This window comes from Pseudomonas fluorescens, from assembly GCF_000730425.1.
Classification (GTDB): domain Bacteria; phylum Pseudomonadota; class Gammaproteobacteria; order Pseudomonadales; family Pseudomonadaceae; genus Aquipseudomonas; species Aquipseudomonas fluorescens_X.
In genome coordinates this window covers 4,487,535-4,513,877 of the sequence record NZ_CP008896.1, presented here as the reverse complement: position 1 = coordinate 4,513,877, position 26,343 = coordinate 4,487,535, and the positions used below count along the sequence as shown (strand labels likewise).

The window sequence follows — 26,343 nt, the reverse complement described above, 5'->3', positions numbered from 1 at the left end:
GGGCCTCATCATTGTCTGGTCTGGCGCAGCAGCAAGGTGCCGCCACGCTGGGTAAATTCAAGTTGTTTCAATGCGCTCATGCCCAACAGCACTTGTTCGCCACCCAGGCCCGGCGCCACCAGGGCGCGCACGTCCTGCAGGACGATATCGCCCAGTTGCAGGCGGTCGAGCTGGGTGCGATAGCCCTGGCTGCGGCCGTTGGCGGTGCTCAGGGTCACCGGCAAACCGCGCTTGAGCCCCAGGCGTTCAGCCAGCTCGGCCGGCACCGCCACGTCGGTGGCGCCGGTATCGAGCATGAAATCCACCGGCTGGCCGTTGATCTGGCCAGTGGCGACAAAATGCCCCTGGCCGTTGCCGACCAGTTTCACTTCTATATAACCCGCATGTTGCTGCGAGGTGACCACGGCATTGGGGTTTTCCTGACGCGCTTCCCATTGCCCGAAAAACCGCGTGGCCAGGAACAGCCCGGCGCCCCACGCCACGAACATCAATAGGCGTCCGGCGCGCTTGCCGGGCGGTTGCGTGCTCACGGCTGGGCGCTCCAGCCACCGGCCGGGGCGGCAAAACGATAGACCATCGGGCGCTTTTCACCGTCATCCCTGGCGCCGAAATTATTGTCGATGCCAATCCAGGCGCCGTCGGCGTCAATCAGCAAGGCTTCCGCCAGGCCATAGCTTTGGGGGTAACGCCGATTCGGCACCAGGGCTTCATCAGCGTACGACCAGCACAGCTCGACCTTGGCCGTGGTGCTATCGCGCCGGCAAATCTGAAACCCATTGCGCTCCAGGGTAAACAGCTTGCCGTTGAACAACGCCAGGTCGGCAAAGTCCTTGGACACCGCCTTGGCCCCCGGAAACTGCGCCGGCTGCATTTCCTGGCCGGCTTCGCTCAGCAGGACACACGGCCCGTCACAATCCCAAACGCTTTGCCCACGCCTGATCGAAATCAGCCCGCGCCGCTCACGCTCGGCCGCCAGCCAGATCTGGTTGCCCTCGGGGTTGATCGCCAACCCTTCAAACAAGGCATTGAAGTGCAGCAACAGGCCACTGGCCCGCGCCTCGCGAACCATGCCGGGGGCAATCTTCAACCACTCTGGATCACCGCTGACCGGCACCTGCAGCACTGCCGCATGGGCTTCACTGACGATATAGCGATTGCCTGCGGCGTCACAGCTGATGCCTTCAAAATCCAGGTCACCGCCACGAATCACCGCCGCCGCCGTGGTACGCGCGCGCAAACCCCATGGCAGGCCCGATTCGGGCACCGGCGGGACTTCGATCGCTACCGTCTCGGCCTGCCAGGTGTCGGCACGGGTATCGAGGCGGTAGATCTGGTCATCGTCACGGTCAGAGACCGTCCACAACTCCTTGCCACACAAGGCCAGGCCCGACAGGTTGCCACCGCGCATGCCATCTACCGGGTGTTCGGACAGCAACTTGAGCTCGACCGCAGGCTGGGCAACGACCTGGGTCGCTGCCAACCCGCTCACCAACAGTATCGCCAGGGCGAAACCGCTGCGCATCAGCCCAATACCTCGGCCAGGTTGCCTTTGGATTCCAGCCAGGCCTTGCGGTCGCCGGCGCGCTTCTTGGCCAGCAGCATGTCCATCATTTCCGAGGTGGCGGCGTAGTCTTCCAGGGTCAACTGCACCAGGCGCCGGGTGTTCGGGTCCATGGTGGTTTCCCGCAGTTGCGGCGGGTTCATTTCACCCAGGCCTTTGAATCGGGTGACCTGTGGCTTGCCACGCTTCTTCTCGGCCACCAGGCGGTCAAGAATCCCGTCGCGCTCGGCTTCATCCAGGGCGTAGTAGATTTCTTTGCCCAGGTCGATACGGTACAGCGGCGGCATGGCCACGTAGACGTGGCCGGCATCCACCAGCGGGCGGAAATGCTGGACGAACAGTGCGCAAAGCAAAGTAGCAATGTGCAAGCCGTCGGAGTCGGCGTCGGCGAGGATGCAGATCTTGCCGTAGCGCAGCTGGCTCATGTCCTCGGCGCCTGGATCAACACCAATGGCCACGGCGATGTTGTGCACTTCCTGGCTGGCCAGGACTTCGCTGCCATCGACCTCCCAGGTATTGAGGATCTTGCCGCGCAGCGGCAGGATCGCCTGGAATTCCTTGTCCCGTGCCTGCTTGGCCGAACCACCGGCGGAATCACCTTCCACCAGGAACAGTTCGGAGCGCATTGGGTCTTGCCCGGCGCAATCGGCCAGTTTGCCGGGCAATGCCGGGCCCTGGGTGATGCGCTTGCGCTCGACCTTTTTGCTGGCCTTGAGGCGACGGCCGGCGTTGTTGATCGCCAGCTCTGCCAGGGCCAGGCCCAGTTCCGGGTGCTCGTTGAGCCACAGGCTGAAGGCATCCTTGACCACACCCGAGACAAAGGCCGCAGCTTCACGGGACGACAGGCGCTCCTTGGTCTGGCCGGAGAATTGCGGCTCCTGCATTTTCATCGACAGCACAAAGGCGATGCGTTCCCAGACGTCTTCCGGCGCCAGCTTCACCCCACGCGGCAACAGGCTGCGGTATTCGCAGAATTCGCGCATGGCATCCAGCAAGCCCTGGCGCAGACCGTTGACGTGAGTCCCGCCCTGGGCGGTGGGGATCAGGTTGACGTAGCTTTCCTGGACGCTGTCGCCTCCCTCGGGCAACCACAGCAGGGCCCAGTCCACGGCTTCTTTGTTTCCGGCCAGGCTGCCGCAGAACGGCTCATCGGGCAGGCGCTCGAAGTCGCTGACCGAGTCTTCCAGGTAGGAGCGCAGGCCGTCTTCGTAGTGCCACTCGACCTTCTCTCCAGTGCCTTTGTCTTCAAAACTGACCAGCAGTCCCGGGCACAGTACGGCCTTGGCCTTGAGTACGTGCTTGAGGCGGCTGATGGAGAACTTGGGGGAATCGAAGTATTTCGGGTCCGGCGCAAAGTACACGCTGGTCCCGGTGTTGCGCTTGCCGACGGTACCGACCACTTCCAGTTCGGTGGACTTGTAGCCATCGGCAAAGGTCATCTGGTATTCGTTGCCATCGCGCTTGACCTTGACCCGGACCTGCGTCGACAAGGCGTTGACCACGGAAATACCCACACCGTGCAAGCCACCGGAAAATTGGTAGTTCTTGTTGGAGAACTTGCCGCCGGCGTGCAGCTTGGTGAGGATCAACTCGACACCCGACACGCCCTCCTCGGGGTGGATGTCCACCGGCATGCCGCGCCCGTCGTCGGACACTTCCAGGGAATGGTCGGCGTGCAAAATGACCTGTACCGACTTGGCGTGCCCGGCCAAGGCTTCGTCGACGCTGTTGTCGATGACTTCCTGGGCAAGGTGGTTCGGCCGACTGGTGTCGGTGTACATGCCGGGGCGTTTGCGCACCGGGTCGAGGCCCGAGAGGACTTCGATGGCGTCGGCGTTATAAGAGCTAGCGCTGGGAGTGGCCATGGGGTCTCGTCGTGAGTCGTTCGATTAAAAAATAACCTGCGATTTCACAATGCGGTGAAATCGAAGGATTGGTACTGATCTGCGCCAATGCCGGCAAAACTCAACAAGGCCGGCAATTGTCGGCCAAAGCCCTGGTAACTGTGGTCGCCACCGGCCTGGATACGCAAGGCACAGGCCCGGTAATACTGCTCGGCGAGGCGATAATCCAGCGTTTCGTCCCCGGTCTGCAACCACACCTGATAGCGCTGTGCATCCTGGGGCGCCGCAACCTCAAGTTCAGCCAGGGCCGCGACGTGATCATGGGTCAACTCCCAGGTTTCATCGGTGTAGAGGTTCTTCTGGGTGCCCAGGTAACCGTCGAACATCCGATGGGGGCTGACAGCCGGGTTGACCAGCAGGGCCTTGAGACCATGGCGTTCGGCAAGATGGGTTGCATAGTAGCCGCCGAGTGAGCTGCCGACCAGCAGCGGCCGCCCCAGCTCAGCGATCGCCTGTTCCAGCTGGGCAATCGCCTGGCGCGGGTGGTGATGCAGGGCCGGCACCCGCAGTTGACCGGCCAGGCCGAGACTGTCCATCACACCCATCAGTTGGCTGGCCTTGGTCGAGGCCGGCGCGCTGTTGAAACCGTGGAGATACAAGATCGAAGCGGACATGCCGGGCTCTCCGTGCGTTATCGACCAAAGGGGCGCAGTTTACAGGGAATGACGCGGCGTGAGCAGGGCGACTGCCGAACGCGGCGTACCAAGGGGGTGGGAGCGGGCTTGCCCGCTCCTACATTTTGATGTGTGTTCTCAGGTTTAGTAGCCGTTGCTGCCGTAATCCACGGTAAAGGTGAAGCCTTCGATCCGCTCTACCCCAGTTTCCAGCAGCCCATCCGGGTGCAAACGCAGCCAGCGATAGCCAGGAGCCTGTTCACTGACCTTGAAATCCTCACTGCCCGGGGCGAACTGGATGCAGGTCGACGGCGACGCCAGCAGGCGCACGCCATTGCGCTCACGGTCGATTTCCTGGTGTACGTGCCCCCACAGCACCGCCCGCACCTGGGGAAAGCGGTCGAGCACGGCAAACAGCGCCTCGGGGTTGCGCAGGCCGATGGGTTCCATCCAGGCGCAGCCAATAGGCACAGGATGATGATGGAAGCACACCAGATGATGACGGCTCGGCGCTTCGCTCAGGGCCTGCGCCAGCAACTGCAGTTGCGGCTCGGCCAGATAACCCGGCACCGAGCCCGGGACGGCGGAGTCCAGCAAGGTAATACGCCAGTTCCCCACATCCACCACCGGCTCCAGCAACGCACTGCCCATGGTCGCCCGGGCCATGACCTGTGGTTCATCGTGATTGCCCGGAATCCAGCGCGCCGGGGCGCCGATTGACTGGGTCAGGTCGCGAAACAGCTGGTAGGACTCAAGCGTCCCGTCCTGGGACAGATCGCCGGTAGCCAACAGCAAATCAATCTGCGGCTGCCGGGCACGGACCAGGTCAATCACCCGTTGCAAGCTGTCACGGGTATTCATGCCCAACAGCGTGCCGCAGGCCTCGGCAAACAGGTGGCTGTCGGACAGTTGCACCAGCAACGCCGGCGCCTCGGGGTTCACGGTGGCTACGCTCGGCAAGGCGCTCTCCCAGGGCAATCACATAAATGGACAATGGGCGCAATTATGCTGGGGCAGGACACAAAGAGGAAAGCCGTGAAGCGCACGCTGTCGAACACTATCGAACCACTTCAAACTCATGGCCCAGAGCCAGACAATGGCTCAGCCATTCACCGAGGAACACATTGAGCTGGGCTTTTTCATCGGGCTGGTGCATGAACACATTGGGGTACGGATAGATGCTGCGAAAGCGCCGCGCATGTTCGGCGCTGACCACTTCGGCCATCCGCGCATCGTGATACACCTGCACTTCCAGCTGTGGCACCGGCAACCACGGCAGGCTGTGTTCCTGGCGCACGCGCAGGGTGCTGGTGTATGGGCAGGTGAGGATGACTTCCAGGGTCAGCACGCCGAGCATCTGGTCGCCATGGGTCACGGCAATGCGCCGCGCCTCAGGCATGTGGCGCATGTCCGGCAACAGGCGCATCAGCCGTGCATAGTTGGCCTCGCAGGCGGCTTGCAGCCCGATCAGGTCAACCCGGTAGCGTTCCCGTGCCTTTACTGCCATAACCCCCTCACTTCCGCGCGATTAAGCGCAAGCCATTGCAGGGCGATAATGCTGGCTGCGTTGGAAATCTTACCGTCGCGTACCGCTTGCAGGGCATCTTCGAAGGCCCAGGCGGTGACACGGATATCTTCTGCTTCTTCGGCCAGGCCATGAATGCCGCCAGCACCGCTACTGTCGCAACGGCCCAAAAACAGGTGGACGAATTCGGTGCTGCCCCCCGGCGACGGAAAATACTTGGTGATCGGCCACAGCGCGCAGAAGGTCAGCCCAGCTTCCTCCTCGGCTTCGCGGTGCGCAACCTCCTCCGGTTGCTCGTCCTTGTCGATCAGGCCGGCGACCATTTCCACCAGCCAAGGGTTGTCGGTGCGGCCCATGGCACCCACACGGAACTGCTCGATCAAGACCACTTCATCGCGTTGCGGATCATAGGGCAGGACGCAAACGGCATCGTGGCGCACAAAGACTTCTCGGTTGATCACCGGGCTCATGCCGCCGTCGAACAGCTCGTGGCGCAGCTGTACACGATCGAGCTTGTAGAAGCCCTGGTAGGCATTGTCGCGCTGAACCACTTCAATTCTGTTCGGCGTCGATTTAGCACTGTCGGTCATATCAACCCTCGTTTATTGCGTTGTGTGTCTTGGCATCGCGCCATCCTACAGCGCCCGCGTGCCTCGGTGCAGCCCCTTTCCTGTTGCCGGGACAGGCGGCGACGGTCAAACTCACTGTAATCAGCTTAGTGGCGAACTGACTGGGATGCCGACAGTCCAAGCCCCATCTCTTTCGCTCTTCTCCGCTTTATGAAGGACGCCCATGTCGCTGTTAAAAGTCGCCTCCGTGGCCTGTATTGCCTTGACGCTCGGCGCTTGCCAGAGCCTGTTCCAACCCAGCTACCGTGCGCCGCTGGAAGCCACCCGCGACGCATCCGAAGTCGTGCAACCGGGCTGCACCACTGCCGATTGCCCACTGGTGAATATCGATACGGTGCATTTCGCCAACGAACCCAAGCTCGATGCATTGATCGAGCAACGCCTGCTGGAAATGACCCGCACTTCTCCCGGCACGCCACTGCCAGCATCACTGAATGCCTATCGGGAAAAATTCCTGCGCGAGTCCGATCCTCGCAACAGCATGTACTTGCAGGCCAAGGTACGGGAGCAGCATGACGGCTTGGTGATCATCGAACTGTCCAGCTACCTGGACACCGGCGGCGCCCATGGCGAACCGGGCCGCGGCTTCATCAACTACTCGCGCCAACAGCAGAAAAACCTGACCCTGGCGGACATGCTGCGCCCCGGCAAGGAAGACGCGTTCTGGAAAGCCGCCCAGGTGGCCCACAACAGTTGGCTGATCAGCACCCGCCTGAGCCTGGAACCGGACTACGTGAAAAGCTGGCCCTTCCAGAAAACCCCGAACGTGGCGCTGACCTATGGCGCCGTGGTGCTCAAGTACCCTACGACCACCATTGCGCCCTACGCCATGGGCCACGTGGAGTTGCAGATTCCCTATGCGCGCCTCGACGGCATCATCAAGCCTGAGCTGGTGCCCGCGCGCCGCTGAAGGCGCGCCCGAGGCTAACCTGCCAGTGCCGGCGGGAATGCTTAAGAGGGCTCTCTCTGAGGGACTTTATTATTCGGCTGGGTACAAATCCCTTGTAGGAGCCGGCTTGCCGGAGATGGCGGCCGCAAGACCGCCGCAAGGCCTGAGGGCCTCATCGCCGGCAAGCCGGCCCCTACAGGGGAGCATCAGACCTTTTTGTAGAGCTGGCTGCCTTCCTGCTTGAACCGCTGCGCCTGCTCGGCCAAGCCCTTGGCCACATCCACATCCACCGCTTCAATACGCTGGTTGGCCGCGTACTCGCGCACTTCCTGGGTAATCTTCATCGAGCAGAACTTCGGCCCGCACATCGAACAGAAATGCGCGACCTTGGCCGAATCCTTGGGCAGGGTTTCGTCGTGGTAGGAGCGCGCGGTATCCGGGTCCAGGCCGAGGTTGAACTGGTCTTCCCAACGGAACTCGAACCGCGCCTTGCTCAAGGCATTGTCGCGGATCTGCGCACCTGGATGGCCCTTGGCCAAATCCGCCGCGTGGGCCGCAATCTTGTAGGTGATAATCCCGGTCTTCACATCATCCTTGTTCGGCAGGCCCAGGTGTTCCTTGGGCGTGACGTAGCACAGCATGGCGCAACCGAACCAGCCGATCATCGCCGCGCCGATGCCCGAGGTGATGTGGTCGTAGCCCGGTGCAATATCGGTGGTCAGCGGGCCCAGGGTGTAGAACGGCGCTTCGTCGCAGCACTCCAGCTGTTTGTCCATGTTCTCTTTGATCAGTTGCATCGGCACATGGCCAGGGCCTTCGATCATGGTTTGCACATCGTGCTTCCAGGCGATCTTGGTCAGCTCGCCGAGGGTTTCCAGCTCACCGAACTGCGCCGCGTCGTTGGCGTCGGCAATCGAGCCCGGGCGCAAGCCGTCGCCGAGGGAGAAGCTGACATCATAGGCCTTCATGATTTCGCAGATTTCGTCGAAATGGGTGTAGGTGAAGTTCTCTTTGTGATGCGCCAGGCACCACTTGGCCATGATCGAGCCGCCACGGGACACAATGCCGGTGACGCGTTTGGCGGTCAGCGGCACATAGCGCAGCAACACGCCGGCGTGGATGGTGAAGTAATCGACGCCCTGCTCGGCCTGTTCGATCAGGGTGTCGCGAAACAGCTCCCAGGTCAGGTCTTCTGCAGCGCCGCCGACTTTCTCCAGGGCCTGGTAGATCGGCACCGTGCCGATCGGTACCGGCGAGTTGCGGATGATCCACTCGCGGGTTTCGTGGATGTGCTTGCCGGTGGACAGGTCCATCACCGTGTCCGAGCCCCAGCGAATGCCCCAGGTCAGTTTCGCCACTTCTTCTTCGATGGACGAACCCAGGGCGCTGTTGCCGATGTTGCCGTTGATCTTCACCAGGAAGTTACGGCCGATGATCATCGGTTCCAGTTCGGTGTGGTTGATGTTGGCCGGGATGATGGCGCGGCCACGGGCGATTTCTTCGCGCACGAATTCCGGGGTGATGATTTTCGGCACGCTGGCGCCAAAGCTGTGGCCGGCGTGTTGCTGGGTCAGCAGGCCGGCGGCGCGGGCTTCTTCAAGTTTCATGTTTTCGCGGATGGCGACGTATTCCATCTCGGCGGTGATGATGCCCTGGCGCGCGTAATGCATTTGCGTGACGTTGGCCCCAGCCTTGGCGCGGCGCGGGTTTTTCACGTGGGCAAAGCGCAAGGCGGTCAGCTCGGCGTCGCTCAGGCGCTGTTGGCCGAAGTGCGAACTCAGGCCCGGCAGGCGCTCGGTGTCGCCACGGGATTCGATCCACGGCGAGCGCACATCGCCCAGGCCTTTGCGCACGTCAATAATCACGTTGGGGTCGGTGTACGGGCCGGAGGTGTCGTAGACCACCACGGGCGCATTGATCTCGCCACCGAAATCGGTGGGGGTCACGTCAAGGCTGACTTCGCGCATCGGCACGCGAATATCCGGGCGAGTGCCCTGCACATAGACTTTTTGCGAACGGGTAAACGGCTGCACGGATCCCGAGTCAACCTTGGCCGACTCACTCAAATGCACGGTGTTTTTTAGTTTTGTACTCATCACGGGCTCTCCAGACACATCCAGGCAGTGGATTTTTGTCGGAGCGAACCTGTGACGGACGGACGCACTGGAAGCAGTGCTGTGCTTGGCGCACGAGGGCTGTTCGATTGTCGAACAACATCCCGGACGAAGCACAAGAGGACTCGCCGGGTGACGAGAAATCTTGTTCCCTACGCAGGCGCTAACCTGATCAGGTTCAACGGGATCCGGTATTTACCGATCTCAGCCTCATAGCAAGGCACCCCGACAAGAACGCAACCAGTCTAGACCATGGAGCAGGCAAATTGCCAATAGCGGTGCATTCAGCGTGATGAATGGCGCAATTACAGGATTGTTGTGCCGGGGTGTGGCCACTACACTCGGCTACTGCCTCAACGCCTTGACGCTATGGATCGCTCGTCGTAGCCTTGGGCGCTAAATTATCGCCGTAATATTTATCTAGGGATCGCCTCATGCTGCGCAAACTTTCACTGGCTCTTGCCGTGTCTTGTGCGACCAATGGAATGGTCTGGGCAGCAGAAGCGCCCTTGTCGACCAAAACCGACCTGGTCAGCGTCTACCAGGAAGCCGTGGACAACAACGCCGACCTGGCCGCCGCCCGTGCCCAATACGGCGCGCAGAAAGAAGTGGTGCCCCAGGCCCGTGCCGGCTTGCTGCCCAACCTCTCGGCCGGTGCCGACGTGAACAATGTACGCACCCAGATCGACAGCCCCTCGGCCACCGCCAATCGCGACGCCCACACCTGGCGTGCAACCCTGAGCCAGCCGTTGTTCCGTGCCGATCGCTGGTTCCAGTTGCAGGCCGCCGAAGCGGTCAATGAACAGGCTGCGCTGCAACTCTCGGCCACCGAGCAGGAACTGATCCTGCAAAGCGCGGAAAACTACTTCGCCGTACTGCGCGCCCAGGACAACCTGGCCTCGACCAAGGCCGAGGAAGCGGCCTTCAAGCGCCAGCTGGACCAGTCCAACGAGCGTTTCGACGTCGGCCTGTCGGACAAGACCGACGTGCTGCAATCCCAGGCCAGCTACGACACGGCGCGGGCCAACCGGATCCTCGCCCAGCGCCAGGTGGATGACGCGTTTGAAGCGCTGATCACCCTGACCAACCGCCAGTACAACGCGATCCAGGGGATTGTCCACACCCTGCCGGTGTTGCCGCCGGCGCCCAACGACGCCAAGGCCTGGGTCGACACCGCCGGGCGGCAGAACCTGAATCTGCTGGCCAGCAACTATGCGGTCACCGCCGCCGAAGAAACCCTCAAGCAGCGCAAGGCTGGCCATGCACCAACCCTGGACGCGGTGGCGCAATACGAGAAAGGCGACAACGACGCCCTCGGGTTCAGCAACCCCAACGCGTTCGGCCGGCCTTATGGTGGCGATGTGGAACGACGCACCATCGGCCTGCGCCTGAATATCCCGCTGTACAGCGGCGGCCTCACCAGCTCCCAGGTGCGTGAATCCTATTCGCGCCTGGGCCAGACCGAACAGCAGCGCGAAGGCCTGCGCCGCCAGGTGGTGGAAAACACCCGCAACCTGCACCGTGCGGTCAATACCGATGTGGAACAGGTACAGGCGCGCCGCCAGTCGATCATCTCCAACCAGAGCGCAGTGGAAGCCACGGAAATCGGTTACCAGGTGGGCACACGCAATATCGTCGACGTGCTCGACGCCCAGCGCCAGCTGTACACCTCGGTGCGCAACTACAACAACAGCCGCTACGACTACATCCTCGACAACCTGCGCCTGAAACAGGCAGCGGGGACGTTGAACCCGGGGGACTTGCAGGACCTGGCGCGGTACCTCAAGGCAGACTACAACCCCGACAAGGACTTCCTGCCGCCAGACCTGGCCAAGGCAGCGGCCGAACAACTGAAGGCCCGCCCCGGCAACTAAACCCACCGCATAACAAATGTGGGAGCGGGCTTGCTCGCGAAGACGGTGTGTCAGTCAATACATGTGTCGCCTGACACACCGTCTTCGCGAGCAAGCCCGCTCCCACAAGATCAGCGGTTAATCAAGCGGTCGAGACCATCGAGCAAACGCTTCAACGCCCCCTGATTGGCCTGCATCACCTTGAGCCCTGCCTGCGCCATTTTCTGCGCATCCTGCGGCAGCTCGAACAGTTGCCGTACCGCCTCGGCCAACCCTTGGGCATCCTCCACCTCCCGCAACGCCCCGGCCTCGCGCATCATCGCGGCGATTTCGAGGAAGTTGAACAGGTGCGGGCCACTGATCACCGGTTTGGCCAGCGCAGCGGGCTCCAGCAGGTTGTGCCCGCCATTGGGCACCAGGCTGCCGCCGACAAAGGCGCTATCGGCCAAGGCATAGAGAAACAGCAACTCGCCCATGGTGTCGCCTAGCAGTACCGAGGTATCGGCACTGACCGGCGCGCCGCTGGAGCGCCGTATCGTGGCAAAACCCTGCTGCTGGCACAGCTCAAACATCGTGTCGAAACGCTCCGGATGCCGGGGAACCAGGATCAACAAGGCGTTGGGGTAGCTGGCGAGCAACTGCCGATGGGCAGCCAGCACCACTTCATCCTCGCCCGCGTGGGTGCTGGCGGCGATCCACACCGGGCGTTCGCTGGCCTGCCACTGCTCACGCAGCGCAGCAGCGCGCGCCAGCAGTTGTGGGTCAATGCTCAGGTCAAACTTGATCGAGCCAGTGACTTCGACCGTTTCCGGGCGCGCGCCCAGGCTGCGAAAGCGCTCGGCCTCGGCAGCGGTCTGCACGGCAAACAGGCTCATTTCTGCCAGCATCGGCGCAGTCAGTCTGGCAAACCGGGCGTAGCCCTTGGCCGATCGCGCCGACAGCCGTGCATTGGCCAGGGCCACGGGAATCCCGCGTTTGGCACACTGGTGGATATGGTTGGGCCACAGCTCGGTTTCCATGATGACTGCAAGCTCAGGCTGGACCCGGTCCAGAAAACGCTTGGCAGCACAAGGCAAATCGTAGGGCAGGTAGCAATGCTGGATGCGTGGTTCATTGGCAAACAGTGCCTGGATCCGCTCGGAACCGGTGGGCGTCATGCAGGTGACGGTGATCGGCACCTGTGGATGACGCTCCAGCAAGCCGCGGATCATTGGCGCCGCAGCGATGCTCTCACCCACCGACACCGCGTGCACCCAGATCCCGCCGGGCTTGAGTACCGGCAAGCCATAGGAAAAGCGCTCGCTGACGCGCGTGGCGTAGGCCGGCGCCTTGCGGGCCCGCAGCCATAGACGTAAGGCCACCAACGGCAGCGCCAGGTAAAACAGACAGCTGTAGAGAGTTCTATTCATGGCGGCGGAGTTTATCGGCTTTTTCAGCCGATCGCCTGCAAACAGGCAGTAAACCGTTCAGCCAGAAAGCGCGCGGCCGGGCCCAGGGGCTCATCGCGCCGCCACACCAGTTCCACCACCAGGGCCGGCGGCGTCCATTCGCTGTCCAACTCGACCATCTGCCCCTGATAGGTCGGGTATTGCACCACGTGCCGAGGCAACCAGGCCCAGCCCAGGCCACGGGCCAACCATTCGGCCAACACGTAGAAACTGTCGGCACGCCACACCTGCGGGCTGGCCGCCTCACTGCCGGGGTAGACGCTGGTCTGGGTCGACATCAGCAATTGGCGAAACTGCGCCAGGCGCTGGCAATCGACAAACCCGCCCCTGGCCAACGGATGGTCGACCCCGCACACCGTGACCATCTCCACACTGCCGACCACCCGCCGCTCAAGGGCTTCGGGGATCTGGTCGTGATAGAACAACAACCCCAGGTCGGCCTTGCGCTCCACCAGCTTGCGGGCGACATCGCCCTGGGCCGTGCTGGACAACTGCACCTCCAGGTTGGGAAATTTCCCGGCCAGCGCCTCAAGGCTATCGAGTACCGGCTGATACAACATGGCCTCGTCCTGGGCCAGCCGCAGCCGCGCTTCCTCACCGCGCATCAAGGACAACGCCCGACCGTTGAGGCGTTCGCACTGGCGTAACACTTCCCGGGCTTCCTCCAGCAACACCGCACCGGCCTCGGTCAGACGTGGCTGGCGACCGCTGCTACGCTCAAACAGGCTCACGCCCAGATCGGCTTCCAGCAAGGCAATGCCATTGCTCACCGCCGACTGCGCCTTGCGCTGGTCCCGCGCCACCGCCGAAAACGAGCGCTGCTCAGCGACGCTGACAAACAGGCGCATCTGCTCCAGGTTCCATTGCACGCTCATTGGCTCAACCCATCTTGAATTCGGATAGGTAATGACTTTACCCCATCTACGGATTCTCTAGAATGCCGGCCTTGCTACGCGCCCCTATTTCCGAGGAACACCCCATGAATGTCGCCTACTACTACCTGGCCATTGCCATTTGCTCGGAAGTGATCGCCACCGTTTCCATGAAAGCGATCAAGGGCTGGAGCACGCCGATCCCCCTGCTGCTGGTTATCGTCGGCTATGGCGTGGCCTTCTGGATGCTGACCCTGGTGGTGCGCACCGTCCCGGTGGGCGTGGCCTATGCGGTATGGGCGGGAATGGGGATCGTCATGGTCAGCATCGCTGCGCTGTTTATCTATGGGCAGAAACTCGACCTGCCGGCGATGCTGGGAATGGGCTTGATTGTGTTGGGGGTGGTGGTGATTCAGTTGTTTTCAAAAACCGCCGGCCACTGACCGCCGCCCTCCGGGCTCCTACAAATAGTGATCCCTGTATACTGCGCCTCTTGTTCTGAACACTGAGGTCGCCCCATGCCATCCGTTATTTCCACCGACGTCCTGATTGTCGGCGCCGGGGTTGCCGGCCTCTGGCTCAATGCGCGCCTGCGCAGCCAGGGGTTTTCCACGATTGTGGTGGAGAACGCAACCCTGGGCGGCGGGCAGAGCGTGAAGTCCCAGGGGATCATTCACGGCGGTGCGAAATACGCCTTGCACGGCGCCCTGACCGGCGCCTCCGAAGCCATTGCCGACATGCCGCGACGCTGGCGCGAAGCGCTGGCGGGCACCGGTGAGCTGGACCTGACGGGCGTGCGCCTGCTGTCCCAGGCCCATTACCTGTGGTCGCCCGGCACCCTGGCGGGCAACCTCACCAGTTTCTTCGCCAGCAAGGCAGTGCGCGGTCGCGTCGACCAGGTCAAGGGCGACGATCTGCCGCCGGCCCTGCAAGATCGCCGCTTCAAGGGCAAGGTCTATCGCCTGGCCGAACTGGTGGTGGACGTGCCGAGCCTGATCGAGCGCCTGGCACAACTGGCCGGCGACGGCCTGCTCGCCGGGCAACAGATCGAGCCGCTGCTCGAGGGTGGCATCCTGGTCGGCCTGAAAGTCGATGGCCGCGCGATCCGCGCCCAGCGCATCGTGCTCAGTGCCGGTGGCGGCACCGCCGAGTTGCTGACGGCCCTGGGCCTGAGCCAACCGGCCATGCAAAAACGCCCGCTGCATATGATCATCGCCAAGGGCCCCGGCCTCAAACCGCTGTACGCGCACTGCCTGGGCGGCGGCACCAAGCCACGGCTCACCATCACCACGCACCCGGCCGCCGATGGCAGTTGGGTGTGGTACATGGGCGGCGATATCGCCGAGACCGAAGGCGTACACCGCACGCCCGCCGAGCAGATCGCCACCGCGCAAAAGGAGCTGGCGCAACTGCTGCCGTGGATCGACATGAGCCAGACCCAATGGGCGACCCTGCGAGTGGATCGCGCCGAACCCCTGCAAACAGGCCTGACCCGACCGGACAACGCGTTCCTCGCCGAACAGGGCCGCCTGTTGGTGGGCTGGCCAACCAAGCTGGCCCTGGCCCCGGACTTCGCTGACCGGGTGCTCAGCGCCCTCGAACGCGACGGCATCCAGCCAGCACCCAGCGCACCGCTGCCTGAACTGCCGCGCCCAGCCATCGCCCAACCTGTCTGGGAGCAATTATTGCCATGAGCCTGCCGACCCTGCATGACCTTCATCGCCCCTTGGGCAGCACCGGCCTGCTGGTGTCGCCGCTGGGCCTGGGCACCGTGAAGCTGGGGCGTGACCAGGGCGTGAAATACCCCAATGGTTTCCAGATCCCCAATGATGAAGAGGCGCGGATGTTGCTGCGCCAGGCGCGCGAGCTGGGGATCAACCTGATCGACACCGCCCCCGCCTACGGCCACAGCGAAGAACGCCTGGGGCCGCTGCTGCGTGGCCAGCGCCAGGACTGGGTGATTGTCAGCAAGGTCGGCGAAGAGTTTGCCGACGGTGTGTCCCATCACGATTTCAGTGCAGCCCACACCCGGTTGTCCGTGGAGCGCAGCCTCAAACGCCTGGAAACGGACTTTATCGACCTGGTGCTGGTGCATTCCGACGGCAACGACTTGCATATCCTCAATGACTGCGAGGTCTACCAGACCCTGGCGCAGCTCAAGGCCGAGGGCAAGATTCGCGGTTTCGGCTTCTCCGGCAAAACCGTCGAAGGCGGCGTGAAGGCTCTGGAACAAGGCGATTGCGCGATGGTCACCTACAATCTGACCGAGCAGAACGAAAAGGCCGTGATTGATTATGCCGCTGCCCACGGCAAAGGCATTCTGGTGAAAAAGGCCCTGGCCAGTGGGCATGCCTGCCTTGAGCCAGGAGTGGATCCAATTCATGCCAGTTTCGTCTTGTTGTTTGCGCAAACGGGCGTGGCCAGTGCTATTGTCGGGACCATCAACCCGCTGCACCTTGCCCATAACGTGGCAACCGCTGCCAAGATCATTCGCCAATCCTGATGCCGCCGACGCGGCCGACCCCGACGCAAGAAGGAGCCGACATGCCGCGAACGCTCATAAGAAAAAACCCCAGTAACTTTAAAACACTGCCGCTGTACGTCGAAGCCGCTCCCGAAGGCCTGAGCTACCAGAGCGTGGGCATGCCGCTCAACTTTGCCCAGACCTTGCAACGACGCAAGCCGGTGGAGGTGGCGGATGCCGAGCGTTTCGCCCTGGAACTGGCCAATCTCGGCGTATCCGTGCGCCTGACACTGCACTGGCAAAACCGCGATTATTGGGTGCTGGTGCGCCAGCGTCGCCAGGACCGTGGCGATGTGGTGCTCAAGCTGATTTCCGGCTACGTGCCGGCCCACGAACTGAACCTGCCGCTGCACACGGCCATCCAGGAAATTGCCGAGGAATGCCTGCTGGAAACCCCGGAAGGCTGGCTGGGCGGGCGGTTCAACGACACCTGGCTGCCGGCGCCCTACTCCAGCGCACTGCATTACCGCGAGGCCTTGCCGTTTCGCCTGTCGCCGCTGTCCGGCGCGGCCCGCCCGGTGCGCTGCGCCAGCATGCAGTTGATCGAACGCCCTCGGGCCTATGTGCACCTGCCCACGGCCTCGCTGCAATTGATCTATGACCTGCGCCTGGAAGTGCCGAAGGAAGCCAAGTCCCTGAGCCTGTTCCATGTGGACGAACGCCTGGAAGGCGACCAACTGGTGGCGCGCCTGGACCGCCAGCGCCCGGACCTGTACCTGATGCCCCTGAAGGACGGCCAGCCTTGCGCCGAGCTATATACCCTGAAAAAGGATCAATTGATCCCGGCAAGCACGCGCGGGTTGTACCTGGCCGAGAGCTTTGCCCAGCAGGAGGGCTGGCTGGTGCGCGATGAGCGGATCCGCTGGAAGGACTGGCTCAGGCAACAGGGCCTGAGCGCGCCGGAGAAAGAATCGAAGTTGAAACAACTGACCGGGCGGGCCCGGCAGATCTTGCGCAAGATGGTGCCAAAAAAAGCAGGACGCTGACGCCTCCCCTGTAGGAGCCGGCTCCTACAGGGAATAAGGGCTCAGCCGTGGAGCAGCTTTTCCAGGCCAACCTTCAACGGCGTTGGCTCAGGCAACGTGAAGCTCGCCGCCAAGCGCTGGTTATTGGCCCTTGAGTGCCGGATATCCCCCGAGCGCGGCGCCGTGTAGCTGACGGCCGGCAACGCGCCGACGATTTCCGATAGCGCCTGCAGCAACTGCTTGAGGGTGGTGGTGCGGTTCCAGCCGACATTGATTGCGCCCAGGGGTGCTTCAGGCATTTCCAGGGCCTGCACCAGCACGGCCACCAGATCCCCGACGTACATGAAGTCCCGGGTTTGCTCACCGTCGCCGAATACCGCAATCGGCAGGCCTTTTTGCGCGCGCTCGCTGAAGATACTGATCACCCCGGAATACGGGGATGAAGGATCCTGGCGCGGGCCAAAAATATTGAAAAAGCGGAAAATCACCGGCTCCAGGCCATGCTGGCGACGGTAGAAATCAAAGTAGTGCTCACTGGCCAGCTTGTCCGAAGCGTAAGGCGTCAACGGGGCCTTGGCAGTTTGCTCATCGATGGAGTCCCCTTCACCGTTGTTGCCATACACCGCCGCACTGGAGGCAAACACTACGCGCTTGACTCCAGCCTGGCGCATGGCTTCGCAGACATTCAGGCTACCCACGAAGTTGCTCTGGTGCGTACTGACCGGGTCATCCACCGACGCCTGCACCGAGGCGACTGCCGCCAGGTGCACTACCGCTGTCGCCCCCACCGCTGCTCGGGCCACCAGGGCCGCATCGGCCACGTCGCCTTGCAGCAGTTGCAGGCGCGGGTTATCCAGGGGCAGGTTGCTGCGCTTGCCGGTGGACAGGTTATCCAGCACGCGTACCGCATAGCCCTTGGCTAGCAGCGCATCGACCAGATTGGAACCGATAAAGCCAGCACCGCCGGTAATCAGTACGAGAGCATCAGACATAGCGGTAAAACCTATTGAGCGGCATCGTTGGTTTGGCGGATTTTTTCGACAATCGCGGTGGTCGAGCTGTTCTCCACCAACCCCAGGACTTTGACCTTGCCACCGTAGGCATTGACGATATCGGCGCCGACCACCTGGTCGACCGAGTAATCACCGCCCTTGACCAACACATCTGGCTTGACCTGGGCCAGCAGGTTTTCCGGGGTCCCCTCGGAAAAGCTGATAACCCAGTCCACCGCACCCAAACCCGCCAGGACCGCCATGCGCCGGTCCACACTGTTGATGGGCCGGCCCGGCCCTTTCAGGCGGCTGACCGACGCATCGTCGTTGATCGCCACGATCAGGCGATCGCCCTGGGCACGTGCCTGTTCCAGGTAAGTCACATGGCCGGCGTGCAGGATATCGAAGCAACCGTTGGTAAAGACGATGCTTTCGTTATGGGCGCGGGCATCGTCAATCGCCAGCAGCAATTGCTCAAGACTCAACACGCCACGCTCCGAGCCTTCCTCGCGCTGGATCGCGCGACGCAGTTCCGGAGCGCTGATGGACGCCGTACCCAGCTTGCCGACAACGATGCTCGCCGCGAGGTTGGCCAGGGCCACCGCATGGGGCAATTCCTCGCCCGCCGCGATTGCCGCCGCCAGGGTGGAGATCACGGTGTCGCCGGCGCCAGTGACGTCGAACACTTCCCGCGCCCGCGCTGGCAAGTGCATCGCCGGATGATCGGGGCGCAGCAGGGTCATGCCATGTTCGCCACGGGTCACCAGCAAGGCGCCAAGGTCGAGGTCAGCCATCAGGCTTGCGCCTTTGCTCACCAGCTCATGCTCATCGGCGCAGCCGCCGACGATGGTTTCAAATTCGCTGAGATTCGGCGTGATCAGGCTCGCGCCCCGGTAGACCGAGAAGTCCTTGCCCTTGGGATCGGCCAGCACGGGAATGCCACGGGCCTTGGCCGCCTGGATCAACACCTGGTGGTTTTTCAACGCGCCTTTGCCGTAGTCCGACAGCACCAGCACCTTGATACCTTCGAGCAACGCGTCGACCTGATCACTGAGGGCCAGGGCGTCGGTGGCGAAGGGCTCTTCAAAGTCGATACGCAGCAATTGCTGGTGACGGCTCATGACCCGCAGCTTGACGATGGTCGGCTGGTGGGCAATGCGCTGGAACAGGGCACGCACGCCAGCGCCGCGCAGGCTGTTGGTCAGGCTGTCGGCGGCTTCGTCGTCGCCGGTCACGCCGACCAGGGAGGCCGGGGCGCCCAGTGCGGCGATGTTAAGGGCGACGTTGGCAGCGCCGCCCGGGCGGTCTTCGATTTGCTCGACCTTGACTACCGGTACCGGTGCCTCAGGGGAAATCCGTGAGGTACCGCCATGCCAGTAACGGTCGAGCATGACATCGCCGACCACCAAGACAGGGGCTTGATCGAATCGCGGCATGGACAACTTCATGGAGCAACCCACATACAAAATGAACAGGGGCGCGATATTAGCACAGGGAAAAGCATCGACCGATTCAATCCTGACGGTCGATCCCAGCCCGGCGGCAATGGCGCCTCAATAGGCATCCGTCACGTGGGAAGGCGCCACTGCGTCGCCCTCTTCGAACTCCTTGGCGTGCAAACGGGCGTAGTAGCCATTCTTCGCCAGCAACTCGACATGGGTGCCGCGCTCGACGATCTGGCCGTCGTCCATCACCAGGATCAGGTCGGCTTTCTCGATGGTGCTCAAGCGGTGGGCAATTACCAGGGTCGTGCGGTTTTTCACCACATGATCCAGGGCCGCCTGGATATGACGCTCGGACTCGGTATCCAGGGCCGAGGTTGCCTCGTCGAGGATCAGCAGCGGTGCATCCTTGAGCAAGGCCCGGGCAATCGCGATGCGCTGGCGCTGGCCGCCGGACAGCAGCACGCCGTTCTCGCCTACCAGGGTTTCATAGCCCTGGGGCATCTTCACGATGAACTCATCGGCATACGCTTCGCGAGCGGCATGGTGCACCGCCTCGGTTGGCGCGCCGGCCAGGTCGCCGTAGGCGATGTTGTTGGTCACGGTGTCGTTGAACAAGGTGACCTGCTGGGTCACCAGGGCGATTTGCCGGCGCAGGTTGCGCAGGGTGAAATCCTGGACACGTACGCCATCGAGCAGGATCTGCCCGTGCTCATGCTGATAGAAGCGCGGGATCAAGCCCGCCAGGGTCGACTTGCCGCTGCCCGAACGCCCCACCAGCGCGACCATTTGCCCTGGCTCGACGATAAAGCTGATGTCGTTGAGCACCTTCTTGTCGCTTTCCGGGTACTGGAAGCTGAGGTTGCGCACCTCGATACGCCCAGCCAGACGCTCATGTTCAATCACGCCCTGGTCGACCTCTACCGGCTCATCCAGTTGCTCGAAAATGCTTTCGGCCCCTGCCACGCCTTTCTGGATAGTCGAGCTGACTTCGGAGAGCTGGCGAATGGGCTTGGGCAACAGGCCGGCCATGGTGATATAGGCCACCAGGTCGCCCGGCGACGCATCGCCACGCAGATACAGGACCAGGAACATGACCACGGCCATTGCACTGTAGGTCACCAACTGCAACATCGGCGTGTACACCGCGCCGGTCTTGGTCATCGCCAGTTGCTTCTCGGTATTGCTCAGACTCGCCTGTTCGAAGCGCACCTTTTCATACTGCTCGCCGCCAAAGCTGCGGACCACGCGGTAGCCGTGGATCGTCTCGGAGGCCACATGGGTCACATCGCCCATGGACACCTGGATTTTCTTGCTTTGCTTGCGGAATTTACGGCTGGTGCTGTTCACCATCATGCCGATCACCGGCAGGATCGCCAGCATTACCAGGGTCAGTTTCCAGTTCATCCAGACCAGGGTGCAGAACAGGAAAATCACGGTCATGCCTTCACGGATAACCACCTTGATCGCATCGGTGGCCGCACCGGTGACCATGGTGACGTTGAAGGTAATGCGGGAAATCAGGTGGCCGGAGTTGTTCTTGTCAAAGAAACGGTTCGGCAACTCCAGCAGCTTGTTGAACAGCACCACGCGCAGGTCGTGGACCAGCCCCAGGGAAACCCGGGCCAGGAAGAAGTTACCGAGGAAAGAACCCACACCCTGCCAGGCTGCGATCAGCACGATCATCAGCGGCACGGTTTCCAGCAGTTGCAACTTGCCCAGATACGGGTTGCCGGGAAACAGACTGGCCTCGGGGTTCGCCAGGCCATCGACGAAATACTTGAGGATGTAAGCGAGCATCGGCTGGGTCGATGCGAAGATCAGGAACCCGACGATACTCAGGATGAACAGACCCACATAAGGCCGTACGTAAGTCAGCAGGCGAAAGTAAATCGCCAGCGTCGACTGGGTTTTCGGTTCAGGACTGCTCATGGGAATCCGCGCAAATCAGTAAGGCGCGGATCATATCACAGGCCTCTTCGCCCCAAAAAACATGAGCAGGGGCCAGCCTTGCACCAAGTCGGTTAAGATAACCGGCTATTGATGGGAGTCAGGCATGCAAGTAATCGATCACAACACCTATGAAGCATTGCGCGCCGGCGCGCAGGTGCTGGAAGCCGATGGTTCTGGCGACAAGGTGCTCCGGTTGACCGATGGCTGCATGCTCAAACTGTTCCGGCGCAAGCGCCTGCTCAGTTCGGCGCTGTTCTACCCCTATGCACAACGCTTCGCCAACAATACCCGTGCGCTACAGCAACGGGGCATCCCCTGCCCGCGCATCATCGCGGTGTATCGCATCCCCAGCATTGCGCGGGATGCGGTGTACTACAGCCCGCTGGCCGGGGAAACCATCCGCCAGCTCAAGCTCGCCAAGCAAGACGCCGACGCCCTGCGAGGGCGCCTTGGCTACTTCATTGCGCAACTGCATGAGAAAGGCGTGTACTTTCGCTCGCTGCACTTTGGCAACGTGGTCCTGACACCGGAAAACACCCTGGGGCTGATCGACATTGCCGACCTGAGCTGCCAGAGCGCCCCACTGAGCCAAAGCAAACGGCTGCGTAACTTCAGCCATCTGCGGCGCTACCAGGAGGATCGCCAGTGGCTGCTGGGCGATGATGCCGGGCAAGCCTTCTTCGAGGGCTATCGCCAGGGCTTGCCAACAGGTAGCCAGCAGGCGCCGCTGATCGAGCGTCTGCGGCAACTGCTGGACTGATCTCACCGGGTGATGATCAGTACCGTGGCGCCTCGGCGATTGGCGAAGCGCTCGACGATGCGCAGGTCGCGCTCGGCCAGCCAGCGGGTGAGCCACGGCTCGTTGCCACGGGCCTCAATCAGGAAGTAGCGGAATTGGTCCACATGGGCCGGCGACATGGCGGCTTCCCGGGTCAATTGCTTGAGCTGATAACCGCGCCCGGCGTAATAGCCGATCCGCCCGTCGTCGAAATACGCCGGGACATCCGGCTCGACATTCGCCGCCATCCAGCGCCCGGCATCGACGTACTGGACCTTGCCCGGCCCGCTGGACACCACATTGGACAGCATCACCAACAGGCCTACCGCTACCAGAACCTTGCCCAGGCGCGGGAACTGTTGGGCGAACATCTGCAAGGCCAGCGCCAAGGCCGGCACAAACAGCAAGTTCAAGAAGCTCATGTAGCGCAGGTTCATGAACTGCTGCTTGATAAAGAACAGCAGCAGTACCAACAGGTACAACGCCGCCGCCCAGGCAAAGGGCCGGTACTCATGCCAATAGCGCTTTATCGACTGCCAGTTGCGGCCCAGCAAGAACGGCACGGCAAACGGTCCGCAAATATTCACAAACCCGATTGCCATGGCCGCCAGGATGCCAAAAAAGATGATTCGTCCTGCTTCGTCCTGGGAGTACTTGTTGATCAGCGAGTTGGCAAACTGCTCACGCAGCAGCTCAAACGACGCCAGCACACTGCTCGGGTTGATCAAATCCAGATAGTAGGCAACGCGCGCCGACGAAAAACCACCCGTCACCGAGACCAGCACCAGCCCCGTCACCACACCCAGCAGTGGCAGTGCAACAAACTGCGCGAGCGCCAGGCGCCGCTCGCGCAGCCACAGGCCAGGCAACTGCCATAAGCCCAGCGCCGGTAACAGCAACAATGCCTCCAGCCGGAAGGCTGCCGCTGCGACAATCGCCAGGTGGAGGGTGGCCGCCCGCAACCATCCCCCACGGGCCTGCCAACGCATGGCCAGCCAGAATGTCAGGCTGCAGAAGAACCAGAAGCCGAACTCACGCAGGATCTCGCCACGGAACTGGTTGAACGCCGGCATCGCCAACACCACCAGGCAGGCCCATGGCGCAACCTGCACCGAACGCTGGCGCACGCAGTCAACCAGCAGCGCACAGGTCCCGGCGGCAAACAGCGAACACCACAAATAAGCACTCAGTTCGATGGGCAGCGCCAAAACCGCATGGGTGCCCGCCAGGAGCAGGGAGAACCAGGGCCAGTTGAAGGTTTCAAAGGCCGCTTTCGAGCCATGGACCTGAACGTCCTGGGCAATGGTCAGGTAGAAAGCAGCATCACGCCCAACAGTCGCTGCGCCCCATACAGCGATCAGGGATAGCAGCAGGCTCCCGAAAAATGCCACTCGAACGGGATGCTCGACGACAACATTCAAAACCCGTGTCCACACCTTGCTGCCTATACCAACCACACCCCCCCCTTAAAACCTGGTGTCACATTGCGCGCACAAGGTTTGGAAAACAGACATTCCAGAAAAATCATCGCGCCGCAAAAACCAAACGCCCGGTCATGACAATCAACTCAGGCGCTGTATCGGTGATTTGCGGCGTAGCGTAACAGGCTATAAAACCCTTACTTGAACAATAGCTGAAGCGCTTTGCGTGTATATGACCAGCGCGTCAGGGCGCGCCAATCCGTGCGCACTGCCTGGCAGTAAAACTGCCTGGCAAGCGTGTATTCCCCAGCACTGAAGCAATTGCGAAACAGCGACAGGCAGCGCTGCGCCATAAAAGCCCTGCGCAGGCCTTGCAGCTCTGCGGGCATGCGCACTGGCGAGAACACCTCGTCAACCAGGCTCACGCCCGCCGCGATACTGTGATTGATGTCATGTCGCAAGCTGTCTGCATGCTTGTAGATCAACGCCAGTGGCTGGTCGATAACCGTGCAGGGCACGCGCGCCAGGGCCTGGGCGAACACCGGGATATCCTCGGCATTGCGCATGCGCTCCGGGTAGTTGCCTACCACGAAGATGTCCCGGTGCATGGCGCAGGCACCATTGGAAATCGCAATGGTCTTGTCCAGCAAATACCCGCGCACCCGCTGGTATGGGGTCGCAGGCAGCGGCTTGACGGTGTGCAGGCGACGCTTGCCATCCTCGAACACCGACCAGTGGCCACCGATGATCAGGCGGCTGTCCGGGTGCGTGGCAATATGCTGCGCGACCAGGGCCAGGGCACCTGGCGCCATCTCATCATCGGCGTCCAGGAACATCAGGTACCGACCCGCAGACTCTTCAATCCCGCGATTGCGCACCGAGGCCAGGCCGCCATTGGGCTTGCGTAGCGCCTGGAAACGCCCGGGGTGCTTGGCCAGCAGCGCCTGCAACACCTGAGGCGTCTCGTCGGTAGAGCCGTCATCAATCACCAGCAACTGCGCATCGGCTTCGTCGAGTTGCGCCAGCACCGATTCAACCGCACGCCCCAGGGTGCGCGCATAGTTGTAGGCGGGGATGACGACGCCAATCAGTGCTTCAGTCAATGACTTGCCCTTCCACACCGTCTTTGACGACCAGGATGTCTTCCATGATCAGGTACTGCAGGTCGGAGCCGAAGAACATATTCAACGCATCGGTCGGCGAGCAGATCATCGCTTCGCCACGACGGTTGAGCGAGGTGTTCAGGGACACACCGTTACCGGTCAGCACTTCCAGCTCTTTCATCATGTCGTAGTAGCGCGGGTTGTACTCGCGCTTGAGCACCTGGGCGCGGGAAGTGCCATCTTCATGGACCACTTCCGGCACGCGGGTTTTCCATTCTTGCGCCACTTCAAAGGTGAAGGTCATGAACGGGGCCGGGTGATCGACCTTGATCATCTGCGGGGCGACGGTGTCGAGCATCGACGGGCAGAAAGGCCTCCAGCGCTCGCGGAACTTGATCTGATGGTTGATCCGGTCAGCCACGCCCACGGCGCTCGGGCAACCGATGATCGAACGACCGCCCAGGGCGCGCGGACCGAACTCCATGCGCCCCTGGAACCAGGCCACCGGGTTGCCGTCGACCATGATCTGGGCGATACGCTTGGGCATGTCGTCGATCTGGCGCCACTTTGGCTTGCTCGGGTGCTTGGCGCAGGCAGCAATCACTTCTTCGTTGCTGTAGGACGGGCCGAGATAGACATGCTCCATCTTCTCCACCGGCACACCACGGGCATGGGACACATAAGCCGCCGCGCCCACGGCGGTGCCGGCATCGCCGGACGCCGGCTGTACGAACAGCTCCTTGACGTCGTCACGGGCAATGATCTTCTGGTTCAACTTGACGTTCAGCGCGCAGCCACCGGCAAAGGCCAGCTTGCCGGTTTCCTTGAGGATATCGCCCAGGTAGTGGTCGATCATCTGCAAGGCCAGCTTCTCGAACAGGGCCTGCATGCTTGCTGCGTAGTGGATGTACGGTTCGTCGGCGATGTCGCCTTCGCGCTTGGGACCCAGCCACTCGATCAGTTTTGGCGAGAAGTAGAACCCCTTGCCCTTCTCTTTATAGCGGCGCAGGCCAATGACGTTGGCGTAGTCGGTGTTGATCACCAATTCGCCGTTTTCAAAGGAAGCCAGGCGCGAGAAGTCGTACTTGCTGGCATCGCCATACGGCGCCATGCCCATGACCTTGAACTCGCCGTCGAGCATCTCGAAGCCCAGGAACTCGGTGATTGCGCCGTACAGGCCACCCAGGGAGTCCGGGTCAAAGAATTCCTTGATCTTGTGGATCTTGCCGTTCTCGCCATAACCGAAGAAGGTCGTGGCGTACTCGCCCTTGCCGTCGATCCCGAGGATCGCGGTCTTCTCCTGGAAACCGGAGCAGTGATAGGCGCTGGAGGCGTGGGCCAGGTGGTGTTCAACCGGCTCGATCTTGATCTTCTTCGGATCAAAACCCAACTGCTCCAGGCACCAGACAATCTTGTTGCGGTAGCGCTTGTAGCGACGGTTGCCCATCAGGATCGCGTCAAGGGCGCGGTCCGGCGCGTACCAGTAACGCTTGGCGTAGTGCCAGCGGGCTTCGCCGAACAGGCTGATCGGGGCAAACGGGATCGCCACCACATCAACGTCGCCAGGTTTGATACCGGCCTGCTCCAGGCAGAACTTCGCTGACTCGTAGGGCATGCGGTTCTTTGCATGTTTATCGCGTACGAAGCGCTCTTCTTCGGCGGCCGCGATCAACTTGCCGTCGATATACAACGCTGCGGAAGGATCATGGCTAAGGGCGCCGGACAGGCCAAGAATCGTCAATGCCACTGGGGTCTA

General features: G+C 62.0%; 23 protein-coding genes and 1 riboswitch. Of the genes, 7 read left to right on the top strand and 16 right to left on the bottom strand.

The features are described from left to right. Nucleotides 1–8 precede the first annotated feature (8 nt). The 7 genes from HZ99_RS20125 to HZ99_RS20095 form a co-directional block, all read right to left on the bottom strand. Nucleotides 9–530 (bottom strand): retropepsin-like aspartic protease family protein, encoded by a 522-nt coding sequence (locus HZ99_RS20125; RefSeq protein ID WP_038445568.1) that lies wholly within the window; start codon nucleotides 528–530, stop codon nucleotides 9–11. Beyond that, nucleotides 527–1,522, bottom strand: a complete 996-nt coding sequence (locus tag HZ99_RS20120) for an esterase-like activity of phytase family protein (RefSeq protein ID WP_038445567.1) — start codon at nucleotides 1,520–1,522, stop codon at nucleotides 527–529. Before HZ99_RS20120 ends, HZ99_RS20125 begins: the two co-directional genes overlap by 4 nt. Then, the gene (gene parE, locus HZ99_RS20115; protein ID WP_038445566.1) at nucleotides 1,522–3,426 is read right to left on the bottom strand and encodes a DNA topoisomerase IV subunit B; all 1,905 of its coding nucleotides are present in this window, start codon (nucleotides 3,424–3,426) and stop codon (nucleotides 1,522–1,524) included. Before parE ends, HZ99_RS20120 begins: the two co-directional genes overlap by 1 nt. A 44-nt stretch (nucleotides 3,427–3,470) precedes the next feature. Further along, nucleotides 3,471–4,079, bottom strand: a complete 609-nt coding sequence (locus HZ99_RS20110; protein ID WP_038445564.1) for a YqiA/YcfP family alpha/beta fold hydrolase — start codon at nucleotides 4,077–4,079, stop codon at nucleotides 3,471–3,473. A 144-nt stretch (nucleotides 4,080–4,223) separates the two neighbouring features. Continuing rightward, nucleotides 4,224–5,039: a 3',5'-cyclic-AMP phosphodiesterase gene (cpdA, locus tag HZ99_RS20105; RefSeq protein WP_038445561.1), complete on the bottom strand. Its 816-nt coding sequence runs from the start codon at nucleotides 5,037–5,039 to the stop codon at nucleotides 4,224–4,226. Nucleotides 5,040–5,136: 97 nt separating this feature from the next. Then, nucleotides 5,137–5,586, bottom strand: coding sequence for a DUF1249 domain-containing protein (locus HZ99_RS20100; protein ID WP_038445559.1), 450 nt, complete (start codon nucleotides 5,584–5,586; stop codon nucleotides 5,137–5,139). Further along, nucleotides 5,577–6,194, bottom strand: coding sequence for an NUDIX domain-containing protein (locus HZ99_RS20095; protein WP_038445557.1), 618 nt, complete (start codon nucleotides 6,192–6,194; stop codon nucleotides 5,577–5,579). Before HZ99_RS20095 ends, HZ99_RS20100 begins: the two co-directional genes overlap by 10 nt. Nucleotides 6,195–6,396: 202 nt before the next feature. Here HZ99_RS20095 and HZ99_RS20090 point away from each other — a divergent pair, with 202 nt between their 5' ends. Further along, nucleotides 6,397–7,143 (top strand): RsiV family protein, encoded by a 747-nt coding sequence (locus HZ99_RS20090; RefSeq protein ID WP_038445555.1) that lies wholly within the window; start codon nucleotides 6,397–6,399, stop codon nucleotides 7,141–7,143. Between the two features lie 185 nt (nucleotides 7,144–7,328). Here the strand turns inward: HZ99_RS20090 and thiC are convergent, their stop codons facing one another. After that, on the bottom strand, nucleotides 7,329–9,218 hold the full coding sequence (gene thiC, locus HZ99_RS20085) for a phosphomethylpyrimidine synthase ThiC (RefSeq protein ID WP_038445553.1): 1,890 nt from the start codon (nucleotides 9,216–9,218) through the stop codon (nucleotides 7,329–7,331). Between the two features lie 150 nt (nucleotides 9,219–9,368). Beyond that, a riboswitch (TPP riboswitch) is annotated at nucleotides 9,369–9,474 on the bottom strand. A 196-nt stretch (nucleotides 9,475–9,670) separates the two neighbouring features. Here thiC and HZ99_RS20080 point away from each other — a divergent pair. Continuing rightward, complete coding sequence (locus HZ99_RS20080; RefSeq protein WP_038445551.1) at nucleotides 9,671–11,110, top strand: TolC family outer membrane protein; 1,440 nt, start codon at nucleotides 9,671–9,673, stop codon at nucleotides 11,108–11,110. A gap of 110 nt (nucleotides 11,111–11,220) precedes the next feature. Here the strand turns inward: HZ99_RS20080 and waaA are convergent, their stop codons facing one another. Together waaA and HZ99_RS20070 are read right to left on the bottom strand one after the other, a co-directional pair. Further along, nucleotides 11,221–12,498, bottom strand: coding sequence for a lipid IV(A) 3-deoxy-D-manno-octulosonic acid transferase (waaA, locus tag HZ99_RS20075; RefSeq protein WP_038445549.1), 1,278 nt, complete (start codon nucleotides 12,496–12,498; stop codon nucleotides 11,221–11,223). 23 nt (nucleotides 12,499–12,521) lie between these two features. Further along, complete coding sequence (locus tag HZ99_RS20070) at nucleotides 12,522–13,412, bottom strand: LysR family transcriptional regulator (RefSeq protein ID WP_038445547.1); 891 nt, start codon at nucleotides 13,410–13,412, stop codon at nucleotides 12,522–12,524. A gap of 104 nt (nucleotides 13,413–13,516) precedes the next feature. Between HZ99_RS20070 and HZ99_RS20065 the strand changes: the two genes are divergently transcribed. From HZ99_RS20065 to HZ99_RS20050, 4 genes are all read left to right on the top strand, one after another. Further along, complete coding sequence (locus HZ99_RS20065) at nucleotides 13,517–13,852, top strand: DMT family transporter (RefSeq protein WP_029299169.1); 336 nt, start codon at nucleotides 13,517–13,519, stop codon at nucleotides 13,850–13,852. Between the two features lie 75 nt (nucleotides 13,853–13,927). Further along, entirely contained in the window at nucleotides 13,928–15,103 is a 1,176-nt protein-coding gene (locus tag HZ99_RS20060; protein WP_038445543.1) for an NAD(P)/FAD-dependent oxidoreductase, read from the top strand. Beyond that, nucleotides 15,100–15,912, top strand: a complete 813-nt coding sequence (locus HZ99_RS20055) for an aldo/keto reductase (RefSeq protein WP_038445542.1) — start codon at nucleotides 15,100–15,102, stop codon at nucleotides 15,910–15,912. The genes HZ99_RS20060 and HZ99_RS20055 overlap by 4 nt, the downstream gene beginning before the upstream one ends. Nucleotides 15,913–15,953: 41 nt before the next feature. Next, on the top strand, nucleotides 15,954–16,919 hold the full coding sequence (locus tag HZ99_RS20050) for a hypothetical protein (RefSeq protein ID WP_038445540.1): 966 nt from the start codon (nucleotides 15,954–15,956) through the stop codon (nucleotides 16,917–16,919). Nucleotides 16,920–16,960: 41 nt separating this feature from the next. Here the strand turns inward: HZ99_RS20050 and HZ99_RS20045 are convergent, their stop codons facing one another. From HZ99_RS20045 to msbA, 3 genes are all read right to left on the bottom strand, one after another. Beyond that, a complete protein-coding gene (locus HZ99_RS20045) occupies nucleotides 16,961–17,890 on the bottom strand; it encodes an NAD-dependent epimerase/dehydratase family protein (RefSeq protein WP_038445538.1) in 930 nt (309 codons plus the stop codon). 11 nt (nucleotides 17,891–17,901) lie between these two features. Next, nucleotides 17,902–19,338, bottom strand: a complete 1,437-nt coding sequence (gene hldE / locus HZ99_RS20040) for a bifunctional D-glycero-beta-D-manno-heptose-7-phosphate kinase/D-glycero-beta-D-manno-heptose 1-phosphate adenylyltransferase HldE (protein WP_038445536.1) — start codon at nucleotides 19,336–19,338, stop codon at nucleotides 17,902–17,904. A 105-nt stretch (nucleotides 19,339–19,443) separates the two neighbouring features. Beyond that, entirely contained in the window at nucleotides 19,444–21,264 is a 1,821-nt protein-coding gene (gene msbA, locus HZ99_RS20035; protein WP_038445534.1) for a lipid A export permease/ATP-binding protein MsbA, read from the bottom strand. A 124-nt stretch (nucleotides 21,265–21,388) separates the two neighbouring features. Between msbA and HZ99_RS20030 the strand changes: the two genes are divergently transcribed. Then, nucleotides 21,389–22,045, top strand: coding sequence for a phosphotransferase (locus HZ99_RS20030; RefSeq protein ID WP_038445532.1), 657 nt, complete (start codon nucleotides 21,389–21,391; stop codon nucleotides 22,043–22,045). Between the two features lie 2 nt (nucleotides 22,046–22,047). Here the strand turns inward: HZ99_RS20030 and HZ99_RS20025 are convergent, their stop codons facing one another. From HZ99_RS20025 to HZ99_RS20015, 3 genes are all read right to left on the bottom strand, one after another. Beyond that, a complete protein-coding gene (locus tag HZ99_RS20025; RefSeq protein ID WP_235205536.1) occupies nucleotides 22,048–23,484 on the bottom strand; it encodes a hypothetical protein in 1,437 nt (478 codons plus the stop codon). Between the two features lie 197 nt (nucleotides 23,485–23,681). Continuing rightward, nucleotides 23,682–24,587 carry a glycosyltransferase family 2 protein gene (locus HZ99_RS20020; protein ID WP_038445529.1) on the bottom strand — a complete coding sequence of 302 codons (906 nt, stop codon included), beginning with the start codon at nucleotides 24,585–24,587 and terminating at the stop codon, nucleotides 23,682–23,684. After that, on the bottom strand, nucleotides 24,580–26,334 hold the full coding sequence (locus HZ99_RS20015; protein WP_038445528.1) for a carbamoyltransferase: 1,755 nt from the start codon (nucleotides 26,332–26,334) through the stop codon (nucleotides 24,580–24,582). The genes HZ99_RS20020 and HZ99_RS20015 overlap by 8 nt, the downstream gene beginning before the upstream one ends. Nucleotides 26,335–26,343 lie beyond the last annotated feature (9 nt).